This window comes from Paenibacillus sp. FSL H8-0537, assembly GCF_038051995.1.
In the GTDB taxonomy this organism is placed as follows: domain Bacteria; phylum Bacillota; class Bacilli; order Paenibacillales; family Paenibacillaceae; genus Pristimantibacillus.
On sequence record NZ_CP150290.1, the window covers coordinates 2,516,425 to 2,535,967 of the forward strand.

13 protein-coding genes are annotated in these 19,543 nt (G+C 45.0%); 10 read left to right on the top strand and 3 right to left on the bottom strand.

Annotated features, from left to right (window positions below; genetic code table 11):
* Nucleotides 1–49 precede the first annotated feature (49 nt).
* A complete protein-coding gene (locus MHB80_RS10565; RefSeq protein WP_341282096.1) occupies nucleotides 50–1,537 on the bottom strand; it encodes an alpha-L-arabinofuranosidase C-terminal domain-containing protein in 1,488 nt (495 codons plus the stop codon).
* A gap of 260 nt (nucleotides 1,538–1,797) precedes the next feature.
* On the opposite strand from MHB80_RS10565, the gene MHB80_RS10570 reads away from it, so the two are divergent.
* The 5 genes from MHB80_RS10570 to MHB80_RS10590 all read left to right on the top strand — a co-directional run bounded on the left by MHB80_RS10570 (nucleotide 1,798) and on the right by MHB80_RS10590 (nucleotide 8,898).
* Nucleotides 1,798–3,516 (top strand): extracellular solute-binding protein, encoded by a 1,719-nt coding sequence (locus MHB80_RS10570; RefSeq protein WP_341282097.1) that lies wholly within the window; start codon nucleotides 1,798–1,800, stop codon nucleotides 3,514–3,516.
* A 95-nt stretch (nucleotides 3,517–3,611) separates the two neighbouring features.
* Nucleotides 3,612–4,514, top strand: a complete 903-nt coding sequence (locus MHB80_RS10575) for an ABC transporter permease subunit (RefSeq protein ID WP_341282098.1) — start codon at nucleotides 3,612–3,614, stop codon at nucleotides 4,512–4,514.
* A gap of 11 nt (nucleotides 4,515–4,525) precedes the next feature.
* A complete protein-coding gene (locus tag MHB80_RS10580) occupies nucleotides 4,526–5,404 on the top strand; it encodes a carbohydrate ABC transporter permease (protein ID WP_341282099.1) in 879 nt (292 codons plus the stop codon).
* Nucleotides 5,405–5,542: 138 nt separating this feature from the next.
* Complete coding sequence (locus tag MHB80_RS10585) at nucleotides 5,543–7,177, top strand: histidine kinase (RefSeq protein ID WP_341282100.1); 1,635 nt, start codon at nucleotides 5,543–5,545, stop codon at nucleotides 7,175–7,177.
* 2 nt (nucleotides 7,178–7,179) lie between these two features.
* Nucleotides 7,180–8,898: a helix-turn-helix domain-containing protein gene (locus tag MHB80_RS10590; RefSeq protein WP_341282101.1), complete on the top strand. Its 1,719-nt coding sequence runs from the start codon at nucleotides 7,180–7,182 to the stop codon at nucleotides 8,896–8,898.
* A 90-nt stretch (nucleotides 8,899–8,988) separates the two neighbouring features.
* On the opposite strand, the gene MHB80_RS10595 is transcribed toward MHB80_RS10590, so the two are convergent.
* Nucleotides 8,989–10,593 carry a helix-turn-helix domain-containing protein gene (locus MHB80_RS10595; RefSeq protein ID WP_341282102.1) on the bottom strand — a complete coding sequence of 535 codons (1,605 nt, stop codon included), beginning with the start codon at nucleotides 10,591–10,593 and terminating at the stop codon, nucleotides 8,989–8,991.
* Complete coding sequence (locus MHB80_RS10600) at nucleotides 10,586–12,391, bottom strand: histidine kinase (protein WP_341282103.1); 1,806 nt, start codon at nucleotides 12,389–12,391, stop codon at nucleotides 10,586–10,588. The genes MHB80_RS10595 and MHB80_RS10600 overlap by 8 nt, the downstream gene beginning before the upstream one ends.
* A 189-nt stretch (nucleotides 12,392–12,580) precedes the next feature.
* Here MHB80_RS10600 and MHB80_RS10605 point away from each other — a divergent pair, with 189 nt between their 5' ends.
* The 5 genes from MHB80_RS10605 (at nucleotide 12,581) to MHB80_RS10625 (ending at nucleotide 19,543) form a co-directional block, all read left to right on the top strand.
* Nucleotides 12,581–13,534 (top strand): sugar ABC transporter permease, encoded by a 954-nt coding sequence (locus MHB80_RS10605; RefSeq protein ID WP_341282104.1) that lies wholly within the window; start codon nucleotides 12,581–12,583, stop codon nucleotides 13,532–13,534.
* A gap of 13 nt (nucleotides 13,535–13,547) precedes the next feature.
* Nucleotides 13,548–14,378, top strand: a complete 831-nt coding sequence (locus tag MHB80_RS10610; protein WP_338555606.1) for a carbohydrate ABC transporter permease — start codon at nucleotides 13,548–13,550, stop codon at nucleotides 14,376–14,378.
* Between the two features lie 27 nt (nucleotides 14,379–14,405).
* Nucleotides 14,406–15,761, top strand: a complete 1,356-nt coding sequence (locus MHB80_RS10615) for an extracellular solute-binding protein (RefSeq protein ID WP_341282105.1) — start codon at nucleotides 14,406–14,408, stop codon at nucleotides 15,759–15,761.
* 68 nt (nucleotides 15,762–15,829) lie between these two features.
* Entirely contained in the window at nucleotides 15,830–17,629 is a 1,800-nt protein-coding gene (gene uidA / locus MHB80_RS10620; RefSeq protein ID WP_341282106.1) for a beta-glucuronidase, read from the top strand.
* A gap of 282 nt (nucleotides 17,630–17,911) precedes the next feature.
* The gene (locus MHB80_RS10625; RefSeq protein WP_341282107.1) at nucleotides 17,912–19,543 is read left to right on the top strand and encodes a hypothetical protein; all 1,632 of its coding nucleotides are present in this window, start codon (nucleotides 17,912–17,914) and stop codon (nucleotides 19,541–19,543) included.

Here is a 19,543-nt window from a genome sequence, read left to right on the forward strand (position 1 = left end):
CAGGCTTTTTGTTGTTATTTGTTGTGCCTAGCTTGTGTAACCGTTGTAGTTAATCAAGGATGATTTCAGCAACACAACAGGCGGGAAGGTCAATAAGTAAGTCATTGTTCTTTACGGTAATATTATTCATCGTTTTAATCTCTACCTGAGGTGGTTGTCCAAATGGGTTATGGCTATTCATATCGCCGGAGATGTAACGAACTTCGGCAGAAGAAAACACTTTTCCATTAAGCAGAACCTGTGCCTGTTGAGGCTCATCTACGGATAGATTTACAACGGTTACATGAATCCTGCCATCAGCTCGCTCAGAAGCGCTAACGTGCATGGCAGGCACTGGAGCTTCCTCTGTACCAGTCAAATCTTGCTGCACATAGCTTTCAATAAGTGTGGAGTTTTGATGTCCCTTAAAAAGATCGAATACATGGTAGGTGGGAGTAAGTATCATCTCTTCCCCTTCTGTTAAAATCACCGATTGGAGAACATTTACCATTTGGGCAAGATTGGCCATATGCACCCGATCACTATGGGTATTAAAAATATTTAGCGACACCGCAGCGACAATTGCATCACGCATGGTGTTTTGCTGGAAAAGGTAAGCAGGATTGGTTTCAGGCTCGACCTCATGCCAAGTCCCCCATTCGTCCAAAATAATCGACACTTGGCATTCGGGATCGTATTGATCCATCACATGCTTATGTCTGAGGATCAGCTCATCCATATACAATGCCCGGCGCAGTGTTCGGTAATAGTTAGCTTCGTCAAAGCCCACAGCGGGTCCTTTGCGCTCCCATGGGTATGGTTCCGTTTCGTAATATGCAGGCATGGTGTAATAGTGCAGCGATAGACCGTTCATCCTTTTCCCTGCAAGGCGCATCAAGGTTTCCGTCCATTTATAATCGTTTCCATCAGCGCCGCAAGCAACTCGGAAAATCTTATTGCTGTCATAATTGCGGACGAATGTTTCGAAGCGTTTGTATACATCCGCATAATAATCCGGACTCATATGCCCGCCGCAGGCCCAGTTCTCGTTGCCAATTCCTAAGAACTCGACCTTCCAAGGCTTATCACGACCGTTTTGGCGTCGCCAGTCGGCCATCGGTGACTCACCGCCGAAGGTCATGTATTCTACCCATTCGCTTACTTCCCGCGGAGTACCAGAACCAACGTTTGCGGCAATATAGGCAGATGCCCCAATCTGCTCGCAAAGATCTAAAAACTCATGGGTGCCGAAGGAGTTGTCCTCTACCACACCACCCCAACCGGCATTAACCATGCGCTTGCGATCAGTCCCAACGCCGTCTTTCCAATTATAATATTCGGCGAAGCATCCTCCGGGCCAGCGCAATACCGGAACCTTGATATGCCGCAATGCTTCTACAACATCGGTGCGTATTCCACGGGTATTGGCGATTGGACTGTTCTCACCAACATATAAGCCGTTATAAATGCCACGGCCTAAATGCTCTGAGAAGTGACCGTATATGTTTTTGTTGATTTTGGAATACTTTCGACCTGCGTTTATGAACAATAAAACCATGTATATCCTCTCCCATTCGCTAGATGATGTTCCTTTTATTTTTTAATATAGCGCTTTCATACAGTCGATTGCAAATCAAAAACAGCATATCGGCATGATTGTAAACAAATGATAAGATAGTTGAAAATGGTTAGGACTATCACAATTAATGAAGTAGACGAATGGTAAACATGTAATAACTAGATAATAGCGAATTGATTAATTTGGAGATATAGTTGAGTTGTTACTGAATGCTTAACTATTAAAAGGGGGCTATGAGTGTGAAAAGTAGTAATTTATCTAAAACAGCTGCTATTTTAAGTCTTTTGCTGCTGTCAGCGGGAGTTTTATCAGCATGCAGTGCCAATTCAGAGAGCAATAAATCGACAAGCAGTCCAGCGGGAAGCATCGCACCAAGTGAGTCAAATGGAGAAGTTTCAGAAAATAAGGATCCTTTAGGGAAATATAATAAAGCGCTTACAATTAGATTTGCCCGTGATGTGGATAATGATATGCAGGATAACATTATTCCTAAAACACCAGGAGAGACAGTAGATGACAATCGCTGGCTTAAGGCGTATTCGGAAAAGCTAGGGATTGATGTTAAATACGATTGGACGGTAAAGGGCGGAGATGCCTACACCCAAAAAATTAACGTTACATTGGCTTCAGGTGAAATCCCTGACATGCTTCGCGTAACGGGATCTCAGATGAAGCAAATGGCCGATGCTGACATGATAGAGGATCTGAAACCATATTGGGATACTTATGCTTCCGATCTTCTGAAAGAATTGTACACGGTTCAAGGACCTGCTGTACTCAATGCTGCATCAATGGATGGGAAAATGATGGGAATGGGTCCTGCAGAGGTCTACGGCGATGGCACATTCATTTGGATTCGCACCGACTGGCTGGAAAATTTGGGAATTGACGCACCTAAAACAATGGACGATGTCCTGGCCATAAGTAAAGCATTCACAAGTCAGGATCCGGATAAGAATAATATAAATGATACCTACGGTCTAGCTATTACAAAGGATCTATACGGCGGTGCAATGGGATTAGAAGGGTTCTTTACCGGTTACCATGCTTACCCTAATATGTGGATAGATGATGGTTCAGGAAATTTAGTATGGGGCAGTACCCTTCCAGAAGTAAAGGAAGCTTTGAAAGCGCTCTCTACAATATATAAGGACGGCCAGATTGATAAGGAATTTGGTGTAAAGGATGGCGGCAAGGTAGCGGAAACGATTGCATCTGGTAAGGTTGGCATGGAGTTCGGCGCGCAATGGAACCCTATGTATCCGCTTATCAGCAACTATCAGAACGATCCAACAGCAAATTGGGAAGGATACGCCTTGGTATCCGTAGATGACAAGCCTGTTCTTTCACCTCAGAATTTTGGAGCTTCTGAGTTCTGGGTTGTTAAAAAGGGTTTCTCGAATCCGGAAGCATTGATCAAAATGTTTAATCTTCACGTAGAGCTAAACTGGGGGAAAACAGGTGATTTTGATAACTACTATATGCCTGCCGCAAATGACAGCGTAGGGGTGTGGAAGTATTCACCGGTTCAACCGTATCCACCATTTAAAAATCTTAATGCGTTTAAAGAGATTCAGGCAGCTCGTTCCAATAATACATTGGATCAGTTGACTGGCGAAGCGCAATCTATTCAAAACAACATCAAGGCGTTTGAAAATGGAGATACCTCTCAATGGGGCTGGCCTAAAATATATGGTGTGGATGGGGTATATCGACATAGCGTTGAATACGTGGATAAGGATCTATTTATGCTAGAGTCCTTCGCAGGCTCGCCAACCAAAACCATGGCGGAAAAACAGTCCACGCTGAAATCTCTGGAAAAGGAAGTATTCGTGAAGCTCATTATGGGTGCTGCCCCAATTGACGATTTCGACAAGTTCGTGGAGAACTGGAATAAGCTTGGTGGTGCCGATATGACCAAAGAAGTCAATGAGTGGTATGCTTCTGTAGAAAAATAATAGCAACAAAGAGAAAGGATGCTAGGCTTTTTAGAGAGTGTCCTTTCTCTTATTATTCCCATTCCCAATCATAGAAAAGAAACAGGGTGAATCGTATGTTACAAAGAAGATGGAAAAGGGAAATACCACTGCATTTAATTATATTGCCGGGGTTCCTTTTTTTGATTGTCTTTAGTTATCTCCCCATAGGAGGTATCATCATTGCGTTCCAGAAGTTTATTCCGGCCAAGGGTTTGTTTGGCGATCAGCAATGGGTAGGACTGAGTAATTTTCAGTATGTTATGAACATGCCCAATTTCAACAGTATCATGTGGAATACGCTTTACATTGCGGTATTGAAAATCATTTTGGGACTTTTTGTACCTATCGTGATTGCGATTCTTTTAAACGAAGTCAAGCATGCCGGTATGAAACGAGGAGTTCAGACCGCCATTTATTTGCCCCACTTTTTATCATGGGTTGTATTAGGCGGCATCTTTATAGAAATTTTATCGCCTACTGACGGCTTGGTAAATCAAGTCATTCAACTGTTTGGCTTTGAACCTATCTTTTTCCTTGGGGATAACAAATGGTTCCCTATAACCATGATATTGACTGACTCATGGAAGGAGTTTGGTTATGGTACGATCATCTATCTGGCGGCGATTACTGGCATTAACCCGGATTTATATGAAGCAGCACAGATTGATGGAGCTAATCGTTGGAAGCAGACCTTGAATGTGACCCTTCCGGGTATGAAGATGGTTATCGTTTTACTTATGGTTCTTAATTTAGGCAATTTGCTAAATGCCGGTTTTGATCAGATTTTCAATATGTACAGCCCAATGGTATACGAAAGCGGGGATATTCTTGATACCTTTGTATACCGCATCGGTTTATTGGATGCCCAATTCGGTATAGCAACAGCAGTAGGATTATTTAAGTCTGTTGTAGCACTTATACTCGTATCTGTGTCATATTTCATCGCCTATAAGGTTGCGGATTATAGGATTTTCTAGGGGGAGCTATTATGCATGTACAAAAGAAGATCGACTGGTTTGCTATGTTTAATTCTTGCTTTCTGGCGTTAGTTGCATTGTTTTGTTTGATTCCGATGATTCACATACTGGCCGTTTCATTCAGCTCCAGCGCCGTTGCGGCAACGGGTACGGTAACTTTGTGGCCCAAGGATTTTACATTAGCCTCCTACGAATTTGTGGCGCAGCGGGCAGCCTTCTGGCAATCGATGTTTATATCTTTTCAGCGTATCCTTTTTGGCGGCGCTATTAATCTCTTGCTCACAATAATGGTAGCCTATCCGCTCTCTAAGGAAAATGGCGAATTCCGCTTTCGCAGCTTTTACTCATGGAGCTTCTTCATTACAATGATATTTGGCGCTGGACTAATTCCTACCTATATGGTCATCAGACAGCTTGGATTGATGGATACCATTTGGGCGCTGGTTCTGCCGACCGCAGTACCTGTGTTTAGTGTTATTCTGCTGTTGAATTTTTTTCGGATGATTCCAAAGGAATTAAGCGAGTCAGCCTATATGGACGGCGCTGGACACTGGATAACTTTATGGCGCATTTATGTTCCGGTATCGTTGCCGGCCTTAGCGACCATTCTTTTGTTTTCACTCGTTGGTCACTGGAACAGCTGGTTTGATGGCTTGATCTATATGAATGATCCCAGTCATTATCCTATCCAAAGCTACATTCAGACCATTGTAGTTCAACGCTCCTTCAGCACCATGACACCGGAGGAGGCCAAGCTAATGGCAACTATATCAGACAAAACAATGCGATCCGCCCAAATTTTTCTAGGGGCGCTTCCTATTATTTGCGTATACCCGTTCCTTCAACGATTTTTTGTAAAAGGGATGGTGTTGGGAAGTGTTAAAGGGTAGTATGGAAGATATTATAGTTTAAATAGGATTAACTTTAAACAAATAAGGGAGGAGGTGCATATCAGAGGCAGTATATTCGCGAGGTTGGTTGCGACATTTCTAATGGCAATCCTACTTATCATCCTTTTGGGAATTTACATGTATAATTGGAGCCTAAACACAGTAAAGAATGAAATTATAAATTCCTCGACTGCACAAGTATCGTTTTATCTTGAAAGTCTGGAAGATGAGGTAGAACGCATAAAAATATTGCAATACGATAGTCTCAATGATGAATATCTTGCTAAGCTTGCCATAAGCCATTCCATTATGAATGAATATGAGACAGTGGAAAGCATGAGAAAACTGCAACAGCGACTTGTTACCATCCATAACAGCAGCTCCTATATTGCTAACGTAAGCGTGCATATTCTCTCTATTCAAAAAACCATATCCTCCACCACCTCCGTAAGTCCTATTGATATGGATAAATTCGAGCACCTCCGGGTGCCGGAAGGGGAGAGGGGGGCACAGCTGGTGCAGTATGAAGACAAGCTCTACTTGACCACTCTTCACGCTGGAAACGCTGGTCTATCTCAAATGTACTTGATTGAGGTTGAGATCAATACGACCGCATTGCAAGAAGCACTAGGGCAGTTCCGCACGTATGCCGATAGCGGCACCTTTTTAATCGATTTGACCCACAATATGGTGATACCTGGAAAAGGAAATAATGATGCGCTGCTGCTGGAGGAGCTTGCAGAAAGCCATCTTAAAGTTGAAAGCGGAAACATTGGCTACAACAAGATTAATGGACAAACTATTTATGTTGTTTCCGTGAAGTCAAAATATTTGAACATGCTTTTGCTGCGTTATATCCCGCAGAATTTGATCTTTGTTCCCGTTCAAAGCTTTTATATTTGGTTATGGATATTTACAGGTGTGGGATTGATGATTATTATTCTCTACTGCGTATACACTTATAATTTGATTCATAAGCCAATGAGAAAGCTTGTGGGGTCTTTTCGGCAAGTAGAGAGTGGCAACTTCAATGTTCATATTCAAGTAAATAAAAAAAACGAGTTTGGTTATTTGTACAAAGGCTTTAATTCTATGGTTCAGAATGTATCGGCCCTGATCGATCAGGTATATAAGCAGAAGATTCTCAATCAGAAGGCAGAGCTAAAGCAATTGCAGTCTCAGATCAGCCCGCATCTTCTATATAACAGCTTGTTTTTAATTAATACGATGGCAAGAATAGGGGATGAGAATTTAATTGCTTTTACTAAGCTTTTGGGTGATTATTTTCAGTTTATTACAAGAAATGCTTCGGATTATTTGCCCTTATATGAGGAAGTTGAACATGCACGGACGTATACCGAAATTCAGCTCATGCGTTTTCCTAGCAGATTGTCGATCCATTTTGAAGACTGTCCGGATGCGGTCAGGGATATACAGGTACCTAGACTGATTCTTCAGCCAATCATTGAAAATGCCTTTAAGTATGCTGTGGAAAAAACGAAAGAAAAGGGAAGAATTTCGATAAGCTTTCGTCTCGATGATCGCGCATTGCGTATTATTGTTGAAGATAATGGAGCTCATTTATCGGATCAAACACTGGTATCCGTGCCTAAGCTTTTTTACGATAACACCAATATTGAGACTTCAGGTCTAATCAACATCCATAGACGAATCCGGTTGATTTACGGCGACGAGAACGGATTGAGTTTAGAGCGAAGCTCTATGGGTGGTTTAAAGGTGACGTTGCGACTTAACCCGAAGGCGAGGGTTTGAGCATGTACAGGCTCTTAATTGTAGACAATGAAGAAATGATTGTGAATCATCTTTACGAAATTTTTCGAGGCATGATTCATTTGGATCTTGATGTTTATAAGGCATATAGTGGAGAAGAAGCTATAGAGTGGCTCAATAGAACCAGAATTGATATTGTTCTGACCGATATTGATATGCCCATTTTAAACGGTATGCAGCTAATGGAGGAAATTTTTCGAAGCTGGCCCCAATGCAAAGTTATTTTTTTGACAGGCCACAGTGAATTTGAATACGTTTACAAAGCCATTCAGCATCGGGACGTCAGCTTTATTCTTAAGGCAGAAGATATTGATAAAGTAATTCAAGTTATAGAAGAAACCGTATCAAAAATTCGTAAAGAAATTAAAACGGAAGATTTAATTCGAAATGCAAAAGAACAAATCCACATGGCTTTGAATTTGTTTCAAGAAAATTATTTACTGTGTATTCTAAAGGGGAATCAAGCGGTACAAATTAGCCAAGAACAGTTTGAACAGCTATCGATTCCGATTAATGTGCAATGGCCTGTTACTTTGGTATTGGGCAAGATTGATAAGTTACCTGAGGCCAGTGACTACATGCAGCAGATGCAGCAGGTCTATTCAGTTCGTCAAATTATTCAAAGGTATTTGGCCGCCCATGTGAATATTGCAATTGTTTTAGACGAAAATCATCGGTTTGTCATTTTTGTCCAGCCTAAGGAATCATTATCCATCACATTTCCGGCGAATTCGGATATGATCGAGCATTATTTCAATAAAACGGTTTCTTTCCTTAAAGGCATATTGGAAGTTATACAGACAGCTTGTCAGGAGAACATCGGTATGCCTGTCAGCTTTACTGTCGGCAGTAAAGCCAGCTGGTGGGATTCTGTTTTCAATCAGTATCATTCGCTGCACCATTTGCTAAATTATCGGATAGGCATTGAAAATACAATACTTTTAGTTGACAGTGAGATAAATGACAATATGGGCAATGAGGTTGGCCCAGTTAATAGCTATGAAGAAGAATTCGATGAAGGAGAGAAGCTGGTAACGGCGCTCAAACTAAAAAATCTTTCTGTTATTGAGCAGCATTTGGAGTCAGGGCATAAGGAGAAGTATTTTGAAGCCTTGGAGCAGCTGCTTGTTCCTTTAAGAGGCATTCGCAGTAAAAATAATGTCAATGCGCAGGAAGCCTATTACACCGTGGCTCTCTATCTTATGTCCTATATAAACAGATGGGGACTGAATGTGAAGGTAGCCGGTCAAATTAGTCAGACGCAGCTGATGCGGACCGATTTTTTCGAAACTTGGAACGCTGCGGCATTGTACCTGACGGAATTATCTTCTGTTCTTTTTAATATGCAAAAAGTGGATCAGAAGAAGCGGGCGGACCATATGATCGACTACCTACAGGGATTTATTATGAGTCATTTAGACGAGGATTTGTCACTGGTCAGATTGGCAGAACAAGTACATCTCAATCCCTCGTATTTGTCACGCATCTACAAACAGGAAACGGGAAGAAATCTGACTGAGTTTATTGATTCAACTCGGTTAATCAAAGCAAAGGATTTACTTAAGAGTGAAAATTTAAAAATAAGCGACATTGCCCGGCGTGTAGGATACGAATCGGCTACTTCGTTTACTCGCTTTTTTAAAAAAGCAACCGGACATTCGCCACAGGAATACAGAGAAAAGCATATTTTACGGATGCCGTAAATGTCAAAAGCAGATCTGCTATTGCCCCTATGAAGGGGCTTTTTTTATGATAAGAGTAAAGGGCTGCAACTCGTTCACCAGACCATGTGCTCACATTGATTTACGATACTCGTTAGGAGACATGCCGGAGGCGTTGCGGAACAGCTTAATAAAGTAACTGGTATGCTCGTAGCCGAGCTGCTCCGCGATTTCTACCACGGTCATGTCGGACTGATTCAATAGCTCCTTCGCTTTCTCCATCTTCGTCCGCGTGACGAATTCGACGAAGGTTTCACCGGTTTCCTGCTTGAAAATACGACTGAAGTGCGATGGATTCAGATTTAACCGATGGGCCATCTCATCCATGGCGATTTTCTCTCCAATATGGGTTTGAATATAGCGCTGGGCTTCCGCGATTTCCCTCCGTACCGTATGGTCGCGCAGCATCTGAATATCGGTAGCTTTCTCTTCGAGAAAAATTTGCAGCCATTCCAAAAGATGCTTCAGCGTTTCAATAGAAGCAATTTGCTGCTGCTGCAGCTCACTGTTGAAGTTGATCACGAAGTTTTGCATCACCGTATACTTGAGCTCTAGCTCCAATGCCATTTTTAGTATCCAGCTTTTCACAGATTCAACTGGATATACGCGATCCTGAATGAATGCTCCCCATCGATTCACCGTAGTATGAATGAGATCCCGTTCTCCCCCAAGCATACTGTCCTTCAGCTCTTGAAAGGCCTTGGCATAATGCAGGAACAAATCTTCTTTCGTCGTTTGGAGCGGCTGCAGCTCCGCATAGACGAGCTCTCCTGCATAGAAACGGAACATCTTCACATTCATTAAATCTTGTAATTGCTTCTTCAATTGCAGGAAATCCCGAGCCACATCACCGCGATAGAATGATATCCCAATACTGAGATGCCGGTGCACTAATTGTTGAACACGCCTCAGCTCCGCCCGGATGTCCTCATGAAGATTGCGTTTCAACGTGGCCGGGAAAGGAAACAGAAGGAAGTATTGGCGTTCGTTCGGTACAAGCAAGATAACACCTTCGTATTGGACTAATTCCTGCAAGGCGTTGTCGATGACGAATTGCATATTCATGGCTCCGCCAAACCGGCTTTCAAGCTCGAATGAGCGCTCCGGCAGCACCGCAACAGGCAGATATGGCATGCCATCACGGAGGTGAATGCCCATTCTCTCGGCTTCGTCATTCCACTCCGCCTCGTTCCATATCGGCTGCTCCAGCAGCTTGCGAATAAAGCGGGTATGAATGACGGACAGATTTTGCTGCACGACGTTCTGCAGTTGGAGACGGCTGTTCTCGGCTTGTTTCTCTTCGGCTAACGTGCAAGCAAGCTGCTGCAGAACCGTAACGACATGCTCCATGCGAAGGCTTTCCTTTAAGATATAATCGTTGACGTTAAGCTTAACGGCTCTTTGGGCATATTGAAAATCCTCGTGACAGGATAAAATAATGGTTTTCAAACGAGGATTCGCTTCGCGCGCCTTCTCGATGAGATCAAGACCGTCCATCACGGGCATGCCAATATCCGTAATGAGAATGTCCGGTAGTTGGTTTTGACAGGCTTCCCATGCTTCACCTCCATTGGAGCAGAGCGCGGAAAGCTCAAAGCCAAGCTTGGTCCAAGGAATAATATTGCTTAAATAATCAAGCACGGGGTAATGGTCGTCTGCAATAACGACTTTAAACATGGTGTTCACCTACCTCTACAGATTCGGCTGGCTCAGCAGCAGGAAATATTAATACGATGGTCGTTTGTTTGCCATACACGCTATCAATGTCCATCTCAAAACGGTCACTGTAAAGGAGCTTCAATCGGCTGTACACATTAAATAATCCGATTCCTGAGGCGGCTGTACGCTCCTCCGCAATCATCTGCTCAATGACGTCCCGCTTCTGAACATTGAATCGATCCTTCACATTCTGAAGCGTCTCGGGTGTCATGCCTAGACCATTGTCTTCGATTGTGATACGCAGCATATCGGCATCCGTTACTACCTTAATCGTAATGATACCACCGCTCTGCGTAAATCCATGCTTATAAGCATTCTCGATGATTGGCTGCAAGATAAACCTGGGTACGGTGATGGTTAACGGGTCTGGCTGAATGTCCAGGTGGCACTCAGTCGGGAATCTCATCGTAAATTTCATTAAATCAATATACTGCATCGTCGTTTCAATCTCGGCATAAAGCGTTACGAATTCATTTTGCCTCATCAAGCTTGCCCGCAGCAGCGAGGCTAAGGAGCCGACAACATGGGCGGTGTCTTCATCATGCTTCAATAATAATTTCAAACGTATGGAACTTAAGACATTGAATAAAAAGTGCGGATGTACTTGCGCCTGCAGCATCGCCATTTCCGCTTGCCTCTTTAATTGCTGCTCGATCTCTACCTGCTGAAGCATCTGCTGAATCCGATCCAGCATCATGTCGAATGAGCGTCCCAAACGCCCAATCTCGTCACGGCCGCGAATATTGGAGCGATATTGCAAATCCCCGGCTTCCACCTTCTTGACCGCCTCGCCCAGCAATCGAACCGGCTTCGTGAATCTACCCAATAGATAGGTTAAAGCAAATAAGAAAAAAATGGCAAACAGCGATTGAAGCAATAAGGCGGACTGATAGAAGGTATTTAATTTACCGGTAAGCTGCTCGTAAGGCGCCAGACTTACGAGTCTCCAGTCCGCATAACGAAGTGGAAGCGAGAGATGAATTTGATTTTCTCCTCGCAGGTGAATAAAGCTTGGTGAAGAGCTAGTCTCCTCGTTCATAATCGTCTCGAAGGGCTGACCGATGACGTCAGCGTTTCGATTGGATAAAATGATATTCTCGTTACTCAGCAGGTAAACATCCTCTTCTAGGCCAGCGAACAGATCCCGAATGGAGTCTTCCGTTCGACTGACAATTAGATAGGCGAAGGGGGCTTGATCAATAGCCTCCGTCAATGCCCGAGCGGTTAAATAGACATATCCTTGATCATGATCTAGCGGCGGCAAGTAGTTCCGCAATCCACCCAAAAACAACGTTTCGTATGCCGTCAGTCGGGATGCCTTGTCAAACCAGTCTTGCTGAGCAAATTGCTGAGGCTCGAAATCGTAAAAGGAATAATCGGAATAAGCGCGGCCATCCCTTGTCAGCAAAGTTAGCCGTAAGTCCGGCTTCTCTCCCGCAATCTGCTCTAGCCGGGTCGTTAATTGTCTAGCAGCAATCGGATGATCTTGGGCTTCCTCCAGCAAGGTTTTAATCTCGGGATCGAATTGGACGAAATTTGAGATGGACACAAGCTCCTCCATAATCGCATTGGATTGAGATTGTACAATGGCAAGGGATTGCGTTGCTTTCTCAAGGGTGTGCTCTCGAATAATTAACTTGGAGTAGTAGCTGCTAATATACAGCATAGCTACCGTAGGCAATACCAGACAGGCAATCGATGTCAGAATCAGCTTTTGCCGCAAGGATAAATGTTTTAGCTTTAATATAAAACGCATGCTGTTGTGTCACCCCTCGTTGCCATTCTTCTTTATAAAGCAATACTACAGCATGCGGATGAACGAATCATTCAACATTTTTTGCAATGAGGGAAAAAATATCGCAAAACTTTTTTGCTATAGAAAAAATCGTTGCATGTTTGTATGGAACGCGGCACCTATAATGAGGAAGACATAGAGGACAGTGAGGTGGCAAATTTGGAGCAGACAACGAGAAATGGTTTGGATCAGGAGGCGAAAACAGGCAAGGCTCTCCGAATCCGCAAGCAAGGATTTTACGACATGATTAATGGTTATTTATTTATTTTGCCCATGTTGGTATTGACTATGACGCTGGTCGTAATCCCGATCATTTTGTCAGGGTTGATCAGTTTTACCGAGTGGAACTTCATCGCAGGGCTCGATGGGCTAAACTTTATCGGATTTGAGAATTATAACAAATTGCTGCATGATGAAGGGTTCCATCGTGCGCTTAGGAACAATGTCATTATGATTGCGGTCGTTCCCGTATCGATGTTTTTCGCGCTGGTGCTTGCGGCTTTGATTAACACAGCGACCTACTTTAAAGATTTCTTCAAAGTTATCTACTTTATGCCTTTTATTTCAAGCTTCGTCGCAATCGCTTTATTGTGGCGGGTATTATTCCATCCCAACAGCGGACCGATTAACGGATTTTTGCGAGGGATAGGCATTGAGAATCCGCCGCTATGGCTGGCGGACCCGCAATTCGCACTGATTGCCGTCATGATCATTATGGTGTGGACCTCGCTTGGTTTTAATATGGTCATTTATTTGGCAGGCTTGCAGGGGATACCGAAGGATATTTACGAGGCGGCCGATGTAGATGGTGCTTCTCCTCTGAGGCAGTTTTTCACGATTACCTTGCCTATGCTTACTCCGACAACCTTCTTTTTGCTCATAACAGGGGTGGTTGGCTCGTTCAAGGTTTTCGATCTCATTATGGTGTTGACTAGCGGCGGCCCTGCCGGCTCTACCTCGGTTATCGTTTATTACCTTTACGAAGCGGCGTTTGTTAACCTGCAATCCGGTTATGCGTCTGCGATGGGTATCGTGCTGCTGCTCCTGATCTTATTCGTGACACTAATTCAATGGTTAGGTCAGAAGAAATGGGTAAATTACTAGGGGGAATACACATATGCAATCCGTCAGCGTGAGCCGTCTGATCATCACGGCTCTAATGGGAATCGTCGGGATATTTTTTATCCTGCCATTCATTTGGATGTTATCGGCCTCGTTCAAGCCTGAACTTGATGTCATGACATATCCCATACAATGGATTCCAAAAACATGGTACATGATAGAAAATTACACACAGGTCTGGTCGGGTGCTGTTCCTTTCACGCTTTATTACTTAAATAGCATTAAAGTGACACTGATGGCTACTGCCTTGTCATTAATCATCTCGGCTATGGCCGCTTATGGATTTTCCAAGGTGATCTTCAAAGGCCGGGAAGCTATGTTTATCTTAGTGCTGGCTACTTACATGATTCCTTCTCAGGCCATCCTTGTTCCGCAATTTATGATGTTTCGCTGGCTTGGTCTATTCGATAGCCATTTCGGTCTTGTATTGCTTGCAGCATCGGGAGTATTAGGCACGTTCTTGCTGCGCCAGTTCTTCATGAGCGTCCATAATGAGATTATCGAATCTGCGCGAATCGACGGCGCGAATCATTGGATTATTTTCTTCCGGATCGGGCTGCCGTTAGTCAAGCCGGCGCTTGCGACTTATATGATTCTGCGTTTCATTTGGACATGGAACGATTATCAGAATCCTCTTATTTTCTTGCGCTCTGAAGCCTTGTTCACGCTTCAGCTGGGGATTCGGAAGTTTGCCGATTTTAATGGAGAGTTTTATTCGCTTATGATGGCGGGAGCCGTTTCTGCGATCTTGCCACTGTTGATCATCTTCATTGTAGGCCAGAAACAAGTCATTGAAGGCGTGGCCTCGGGAAGTGTCAAAGGATAGAAAACTATTATTCAAGGGGGAATTTCAATGTTAAAGAAAAAATGGATTCAGGTGACTGCCGCTTCAGTTTTGGTTGCGCTTGCAGCATCAGCATGCTCGGGGGCAGGCAGCAATAGTACGGCGGAGGAGACGGGAAGCAAGGGTTCTTCAGATGGGGCAGTCACCACAATAAAATTGCATACTTGGTATCCGAAGAAAGCTGATAATTGGGATATCGTAATCGAGGAGTTCGAGAAGAAGCATCCTGAGATCAAGGTGGAGTTCAACTCCGCGGAGGACAATAACTCGAATGAATATTATAAAAAGCTGGATTTAGCCGCGGCTTCTGGTGACGATCTGGATGTTATAATGTTTAGCAACATGTCATTTCTCAGCCAGCGCGCCGAGCTCGGTTTGTTAGAGCCAGTTGATACGTATATAGAGAAGGAAGGCTTCTCTCTAACGGACGAGTATTCCTCGGACACACGAATCAAAGATGTAACCTATGGCTTGCCAGGCAAGCTTGCTACACCTATGGTTTTCATCAATGAGAGCCGACTCCAGGGAGCGGGACTGGAGCTTCCGAAGCAATGGACCTGGGACCAGTATATGGAGTATGCCAAGGCGATGACGACGACGGCAAACGGCAAAACGCAATACGGCACCTATTTTCACAGCTGGATTCAATTCGGTTATTTCATTCAGAATATGGGGCAATCGACTACCGGAGCCAATCTCACGACGGACGATGGCTTGAAAGCAAACATTGATACTCCGGCAATCAGGAAGTCATTGGAAGTTCGTCTTCAAGGGGAACGAGAAGGCTCGGCGACGCCATATTCGGAAATTGTAAGCCAAAAGCTGAATTACCGCCCTCAATACTTTAACCAGGATACGAGCATGATTACGATGGCATCATTCTTGGTACCGGAAGCAGGGGGAACGGAGCAAGTACCTGCAACATTCAAAACCGTGTTCGCACCACTTCCGACGATGAATGCAGGAGATCCGATCACAGGCAACGTCAGCGGCGACGTATTGGGCATATACAGCAAGTCCAAGCATAAAGAAGCGGCTTACACCTTTATCCGCTGGTTTACAACGGAAGGAATCGTCCTGCAGGGCAAGAACTTCCCATCGTGGAAAAAAGCCGATCTGAACACGGTTGTAGACAGCATTATTGCGGGCACGAAAACGCCTGAAAACATCGATAAGGAATCCTTAATGTATGTTCTCGAAAACACGAAACAGGCCACTCCAGCTGTCGCTGTTCCTTACCATGCAGAATTAGAGAAGGTATTCCTGGAGGAATTTGATAAAATGATGTTATCCGGCATCGACATCGATACGACGATCCGCAATGCACAAGAAAAGGTTCAGAAAATTATTGATTCCAAGCAGTAAAAAGTTCTGTGCAGTGCGGATGGATATTCGCGCTGCACAGCTATTATCCATTATGAGGAGTGATAAGGATGCTATACCCTATTAATACGTCTTCTCGCAGCGTTATCGATTTGTCCGGCATTTGGAATTTCAAGACAGATCCCGGAATCGGCTTACTGGAAGGATGGCAGATGCAGCCGCTAAGCGACACGATTGCGATGGCTGTTCCGTCTTCCTATAACGATATCGGCGTTAATGCCGAAATACGAAATCATGTAGGATGGGTTTGGTACGAACGGGATATCATTATTCCGAAGACGCTGGCCTCGCAGCGAATCGTTCTTCGATTCAGCTCGGCCACTCATGAAGCGAAGGTGTATATCAATGGAACGCTGGCCGTAGAGCATACGGGCGGCTTTACACCGTTCGAAGTTGAACTGAACGGTCACCTGCTGCCGCATAAAAATAGGCTCACAGTAGCCGTCAATAATATTTTGGACGAATCGACACTGCCTGTGGGACATTTCATGGAGCGCGATATTGAAGGAGTGGGCAAAGTCGCTCGAAATAATCCCAATTTCGATTTCTTTAACTATGCGGGGCTGCATCGTCCTGTGAAGATCTACACGACGCCTCACAGCTATATACAAGATGTACAGATTATATCAAGCGTCAAGAATGACGGCTCCGCGGAAGTGAGCTGCAAAATTGACAGCACCGGAGAGTCCGACGTGCGTATCCATATCCTAGATGAAGCGGGAAGCATCGTTGCCCAAGGAGAAGGGGCGCAAGGAAGCCTCTTGCTGGCGGATGCTAAGCTTTGGGAGCCTATGAATGCTTATTTGTACACGTTAAAGGTGGAGCTAGTTCAAGGAGGAGAAATCATCGATGAGTATGATCAACCCTTTGGCATCCGGACTGTGGAAGTAGCGGGCGGCAAATTCCTAATCAATGGAAAACCGTTCTACTTCAAGGGCTTCGGCAAACACGAGGATTCGCCGATTCATGGACGTGGCATTAACGAGGCGGCCAATGTCATGGATTTTCGATTAATGAAGTGGATGGGTGCCAATTCATTTCGTACCTCCCATTATCCATATTCGGAAGAAATCATGAGACTGGCTGACAGGGAAGGGTTCGTCGTTATCGACGAGGTGGCTGCTGTCGGTCTGCATTTGAATTTCATTCCAACGCTGACGGGTGGGAAGAGACGGGACACGTGGAAAGAGCTGAGAACCTATGAAGCGCATCGGGAAGCCATTCGCGAGCTGATTGCGAGAGACAAGAACCATGCATGCGTTGTGATGTGGTCCATCGCCAATGAGCCTGCGACTTCCGAGGAAGGGGCGCGCGAGTACTTCGAGCCGCTGATCCAATATGCGAAGGAATGCGACCCGCAAGGACGTCCGGTCACAGTGGTAACGCTTCAGGAAGGGAGCCCGGAGCATTGCAAGGTATCGGATCTGGTAGATGTTCTCTGCTTGAATCGGTATTACGGCTGGTACGTTGAAGGCGGGGAATGGGAGATTGCCAAATCGAGACTCCGTCAGGAGCTCCAAGGCTGGGGGAAGCGCTGCCCAGAGAAGCCAATCATCATGACGGAATATGGCGCGGATACGATCGCAGGCTTCCATGATGTTGATCCCGTCATGTTTACCGAAGAATTTCAGACTGAATTTTTACGGGCCAATCATGAGATGTTCGACGAGTGCAGCAATTTTGTCGGCGAGCATGTATGGAACTTTGCCGATTTCAACACCAGTCAAGGCATCTTCCGCGTTCAAGGCAATAAAAAAGGGGTATTTACGCGTGACCGCAAGCCAAAATTAGCGGCGCACGAGCTGAAGAAACGGTGGGAAGCCATTCCGGACTATTATTATAAGAGCTAAATTGCTTATGATAGTGGACCGACGGGTGAATTTAACCCTGACGGGCTTGTAAATTCATGAATCCTTTTAGTATATAAATTTGGGGGCCATCGGGAAATCTGATGGCTCCTTTTTAATGCAAGCAGCGCAGCAAACGATACGCCTTACGTATACTTGAGGCTATCTGGTAAATGTATGATATATTAGCTATGAACCTGCAAAAAAGCATTTTTTGACCATAGAGAGAATCATAGTGGAGAGCGAAGCTTTTATACCGGAAATCCAAGAGGATGGTGTGTATTGGTGGACAAGAGTACGAGGGATCAGCAGCGATTGAACTACGTCATAACATTTGCAGACAATGTGCTTAAGGAGGGAAGGGCCCGCAGCGGATGGGAGGCTAGTCCGTTGTTCGCAGATGGAATTGACGTCAGGACGAAGGAGCCTGTCACATGGCGATTTCCCGGAGGGCGCGAGGCGGTCATGTCCAATTTGGCGAGCCAGCAAAACCTTTTTCGCACCTTTGTTGGGCTGTCGAGGCTTACAGGTGATGAGCAGTATGAAAATGCTGCTAAATTAGCAATCAAATTTCACTTTGACCATCTTCAAAGCCCTTGCGGCCTGCTGCAATGGGGCGGGCATCGGCTGATTGATTTGAAAACGCTGCAGGTTGCCGGAGCAGAGGAAAAAAACGGAATGGTGCATGAGCTGAAAAACCATTTTCCGTATTATGAACTCATGTACGAGGTTGATCCTGCAGCGACCATCCACTACATTAGAGCGTTATGGAATGCACATGTTTTTAATTGGAGCACCCTCGAAATTAGCAGGCACGGCAGCTTCGGCTTGAAAAGCAGCAGGCTGTGGGCACACGAATTCCGTGATGCGGAGCCTTTTTCGGAGGTTAGCGGGCTGTCTTTTCTGAACGCGGGAAATGATCTAATCTATGCCGCAGGGATGCTGTACAAGCTGGCGGGCGAGAAAGGAGCCCTGCTCTGGCTGAAGAGGCTTGCCCGCCAATATAACAAGGCGAGAAATAGGGATACAGGCTTAGGTGCCTATCAATTCAATCAAGCGAGAAAAGTGTATCATACGAATGACGACAGCAATACGCATTCCCGCTTCGGGGATAGGGCTGGGCGGCAATTCGGTCCCGAGTTTGGGGGCGCAGCTCTGGAAGGCAAAATGCTGCTGGAAGCGCAGGCCTCCACCGTCTACTATGAAAATACATTGATGCAGCTACAGCTTGTGAGCACGATTGGGGAAGTCGTAAAGGAGCTGGCACAATGGTCAAGGCAAGGGCTCGGCGCTTTTTTGAAATACGGCTACCTTTCTGAAAAAAATGCGTTTAAGCCGATGCTCACCGACGGTACGGATTTATCGGGATACGCTCTTAAACGGGACGGCTATTATGGAGATAAAGGCGCCATCATCGGACAGTTTCCCGCTACTAGCAAGTTTTTGCTTTCTTATGTAAGAACGTTCATACAAACGGGCGACGAAAGCCTATGGGAAGCGGCAAGAAGCATCGCCAAAGGGAATGGACTTGGCGATATAGGCCGCGAGCCTGGCGTGGATGCTGATCTGGATTTCAAGGCGCCATGCGACGATGCAAGAGCGCTTTATGCGATGCTCGATGTTTATTCGAAATTCGGACATTCGCAATACTTGGAGATGGCTAGAAGAATAGGCGATAATATCGTCAGCAGAAAATTTCATTTCGGCTATTTCCTGCCGGCAAGCAACTGCAAGTATGCGAATTTTGATGCAGCCGAACCGCTTGCCCTTCTTGCTCTGCATGCTGCAATTGAGGCAAAGCAGCACTTTGTTCCAGCATTTATCGACGGGAAAGGATTTTTTCATGCCAATATGCAAGCTGTGGATGGCACCATCAAGACATGGAAGTCCCCCCAGCTGTACAAGGAAACGATCTGA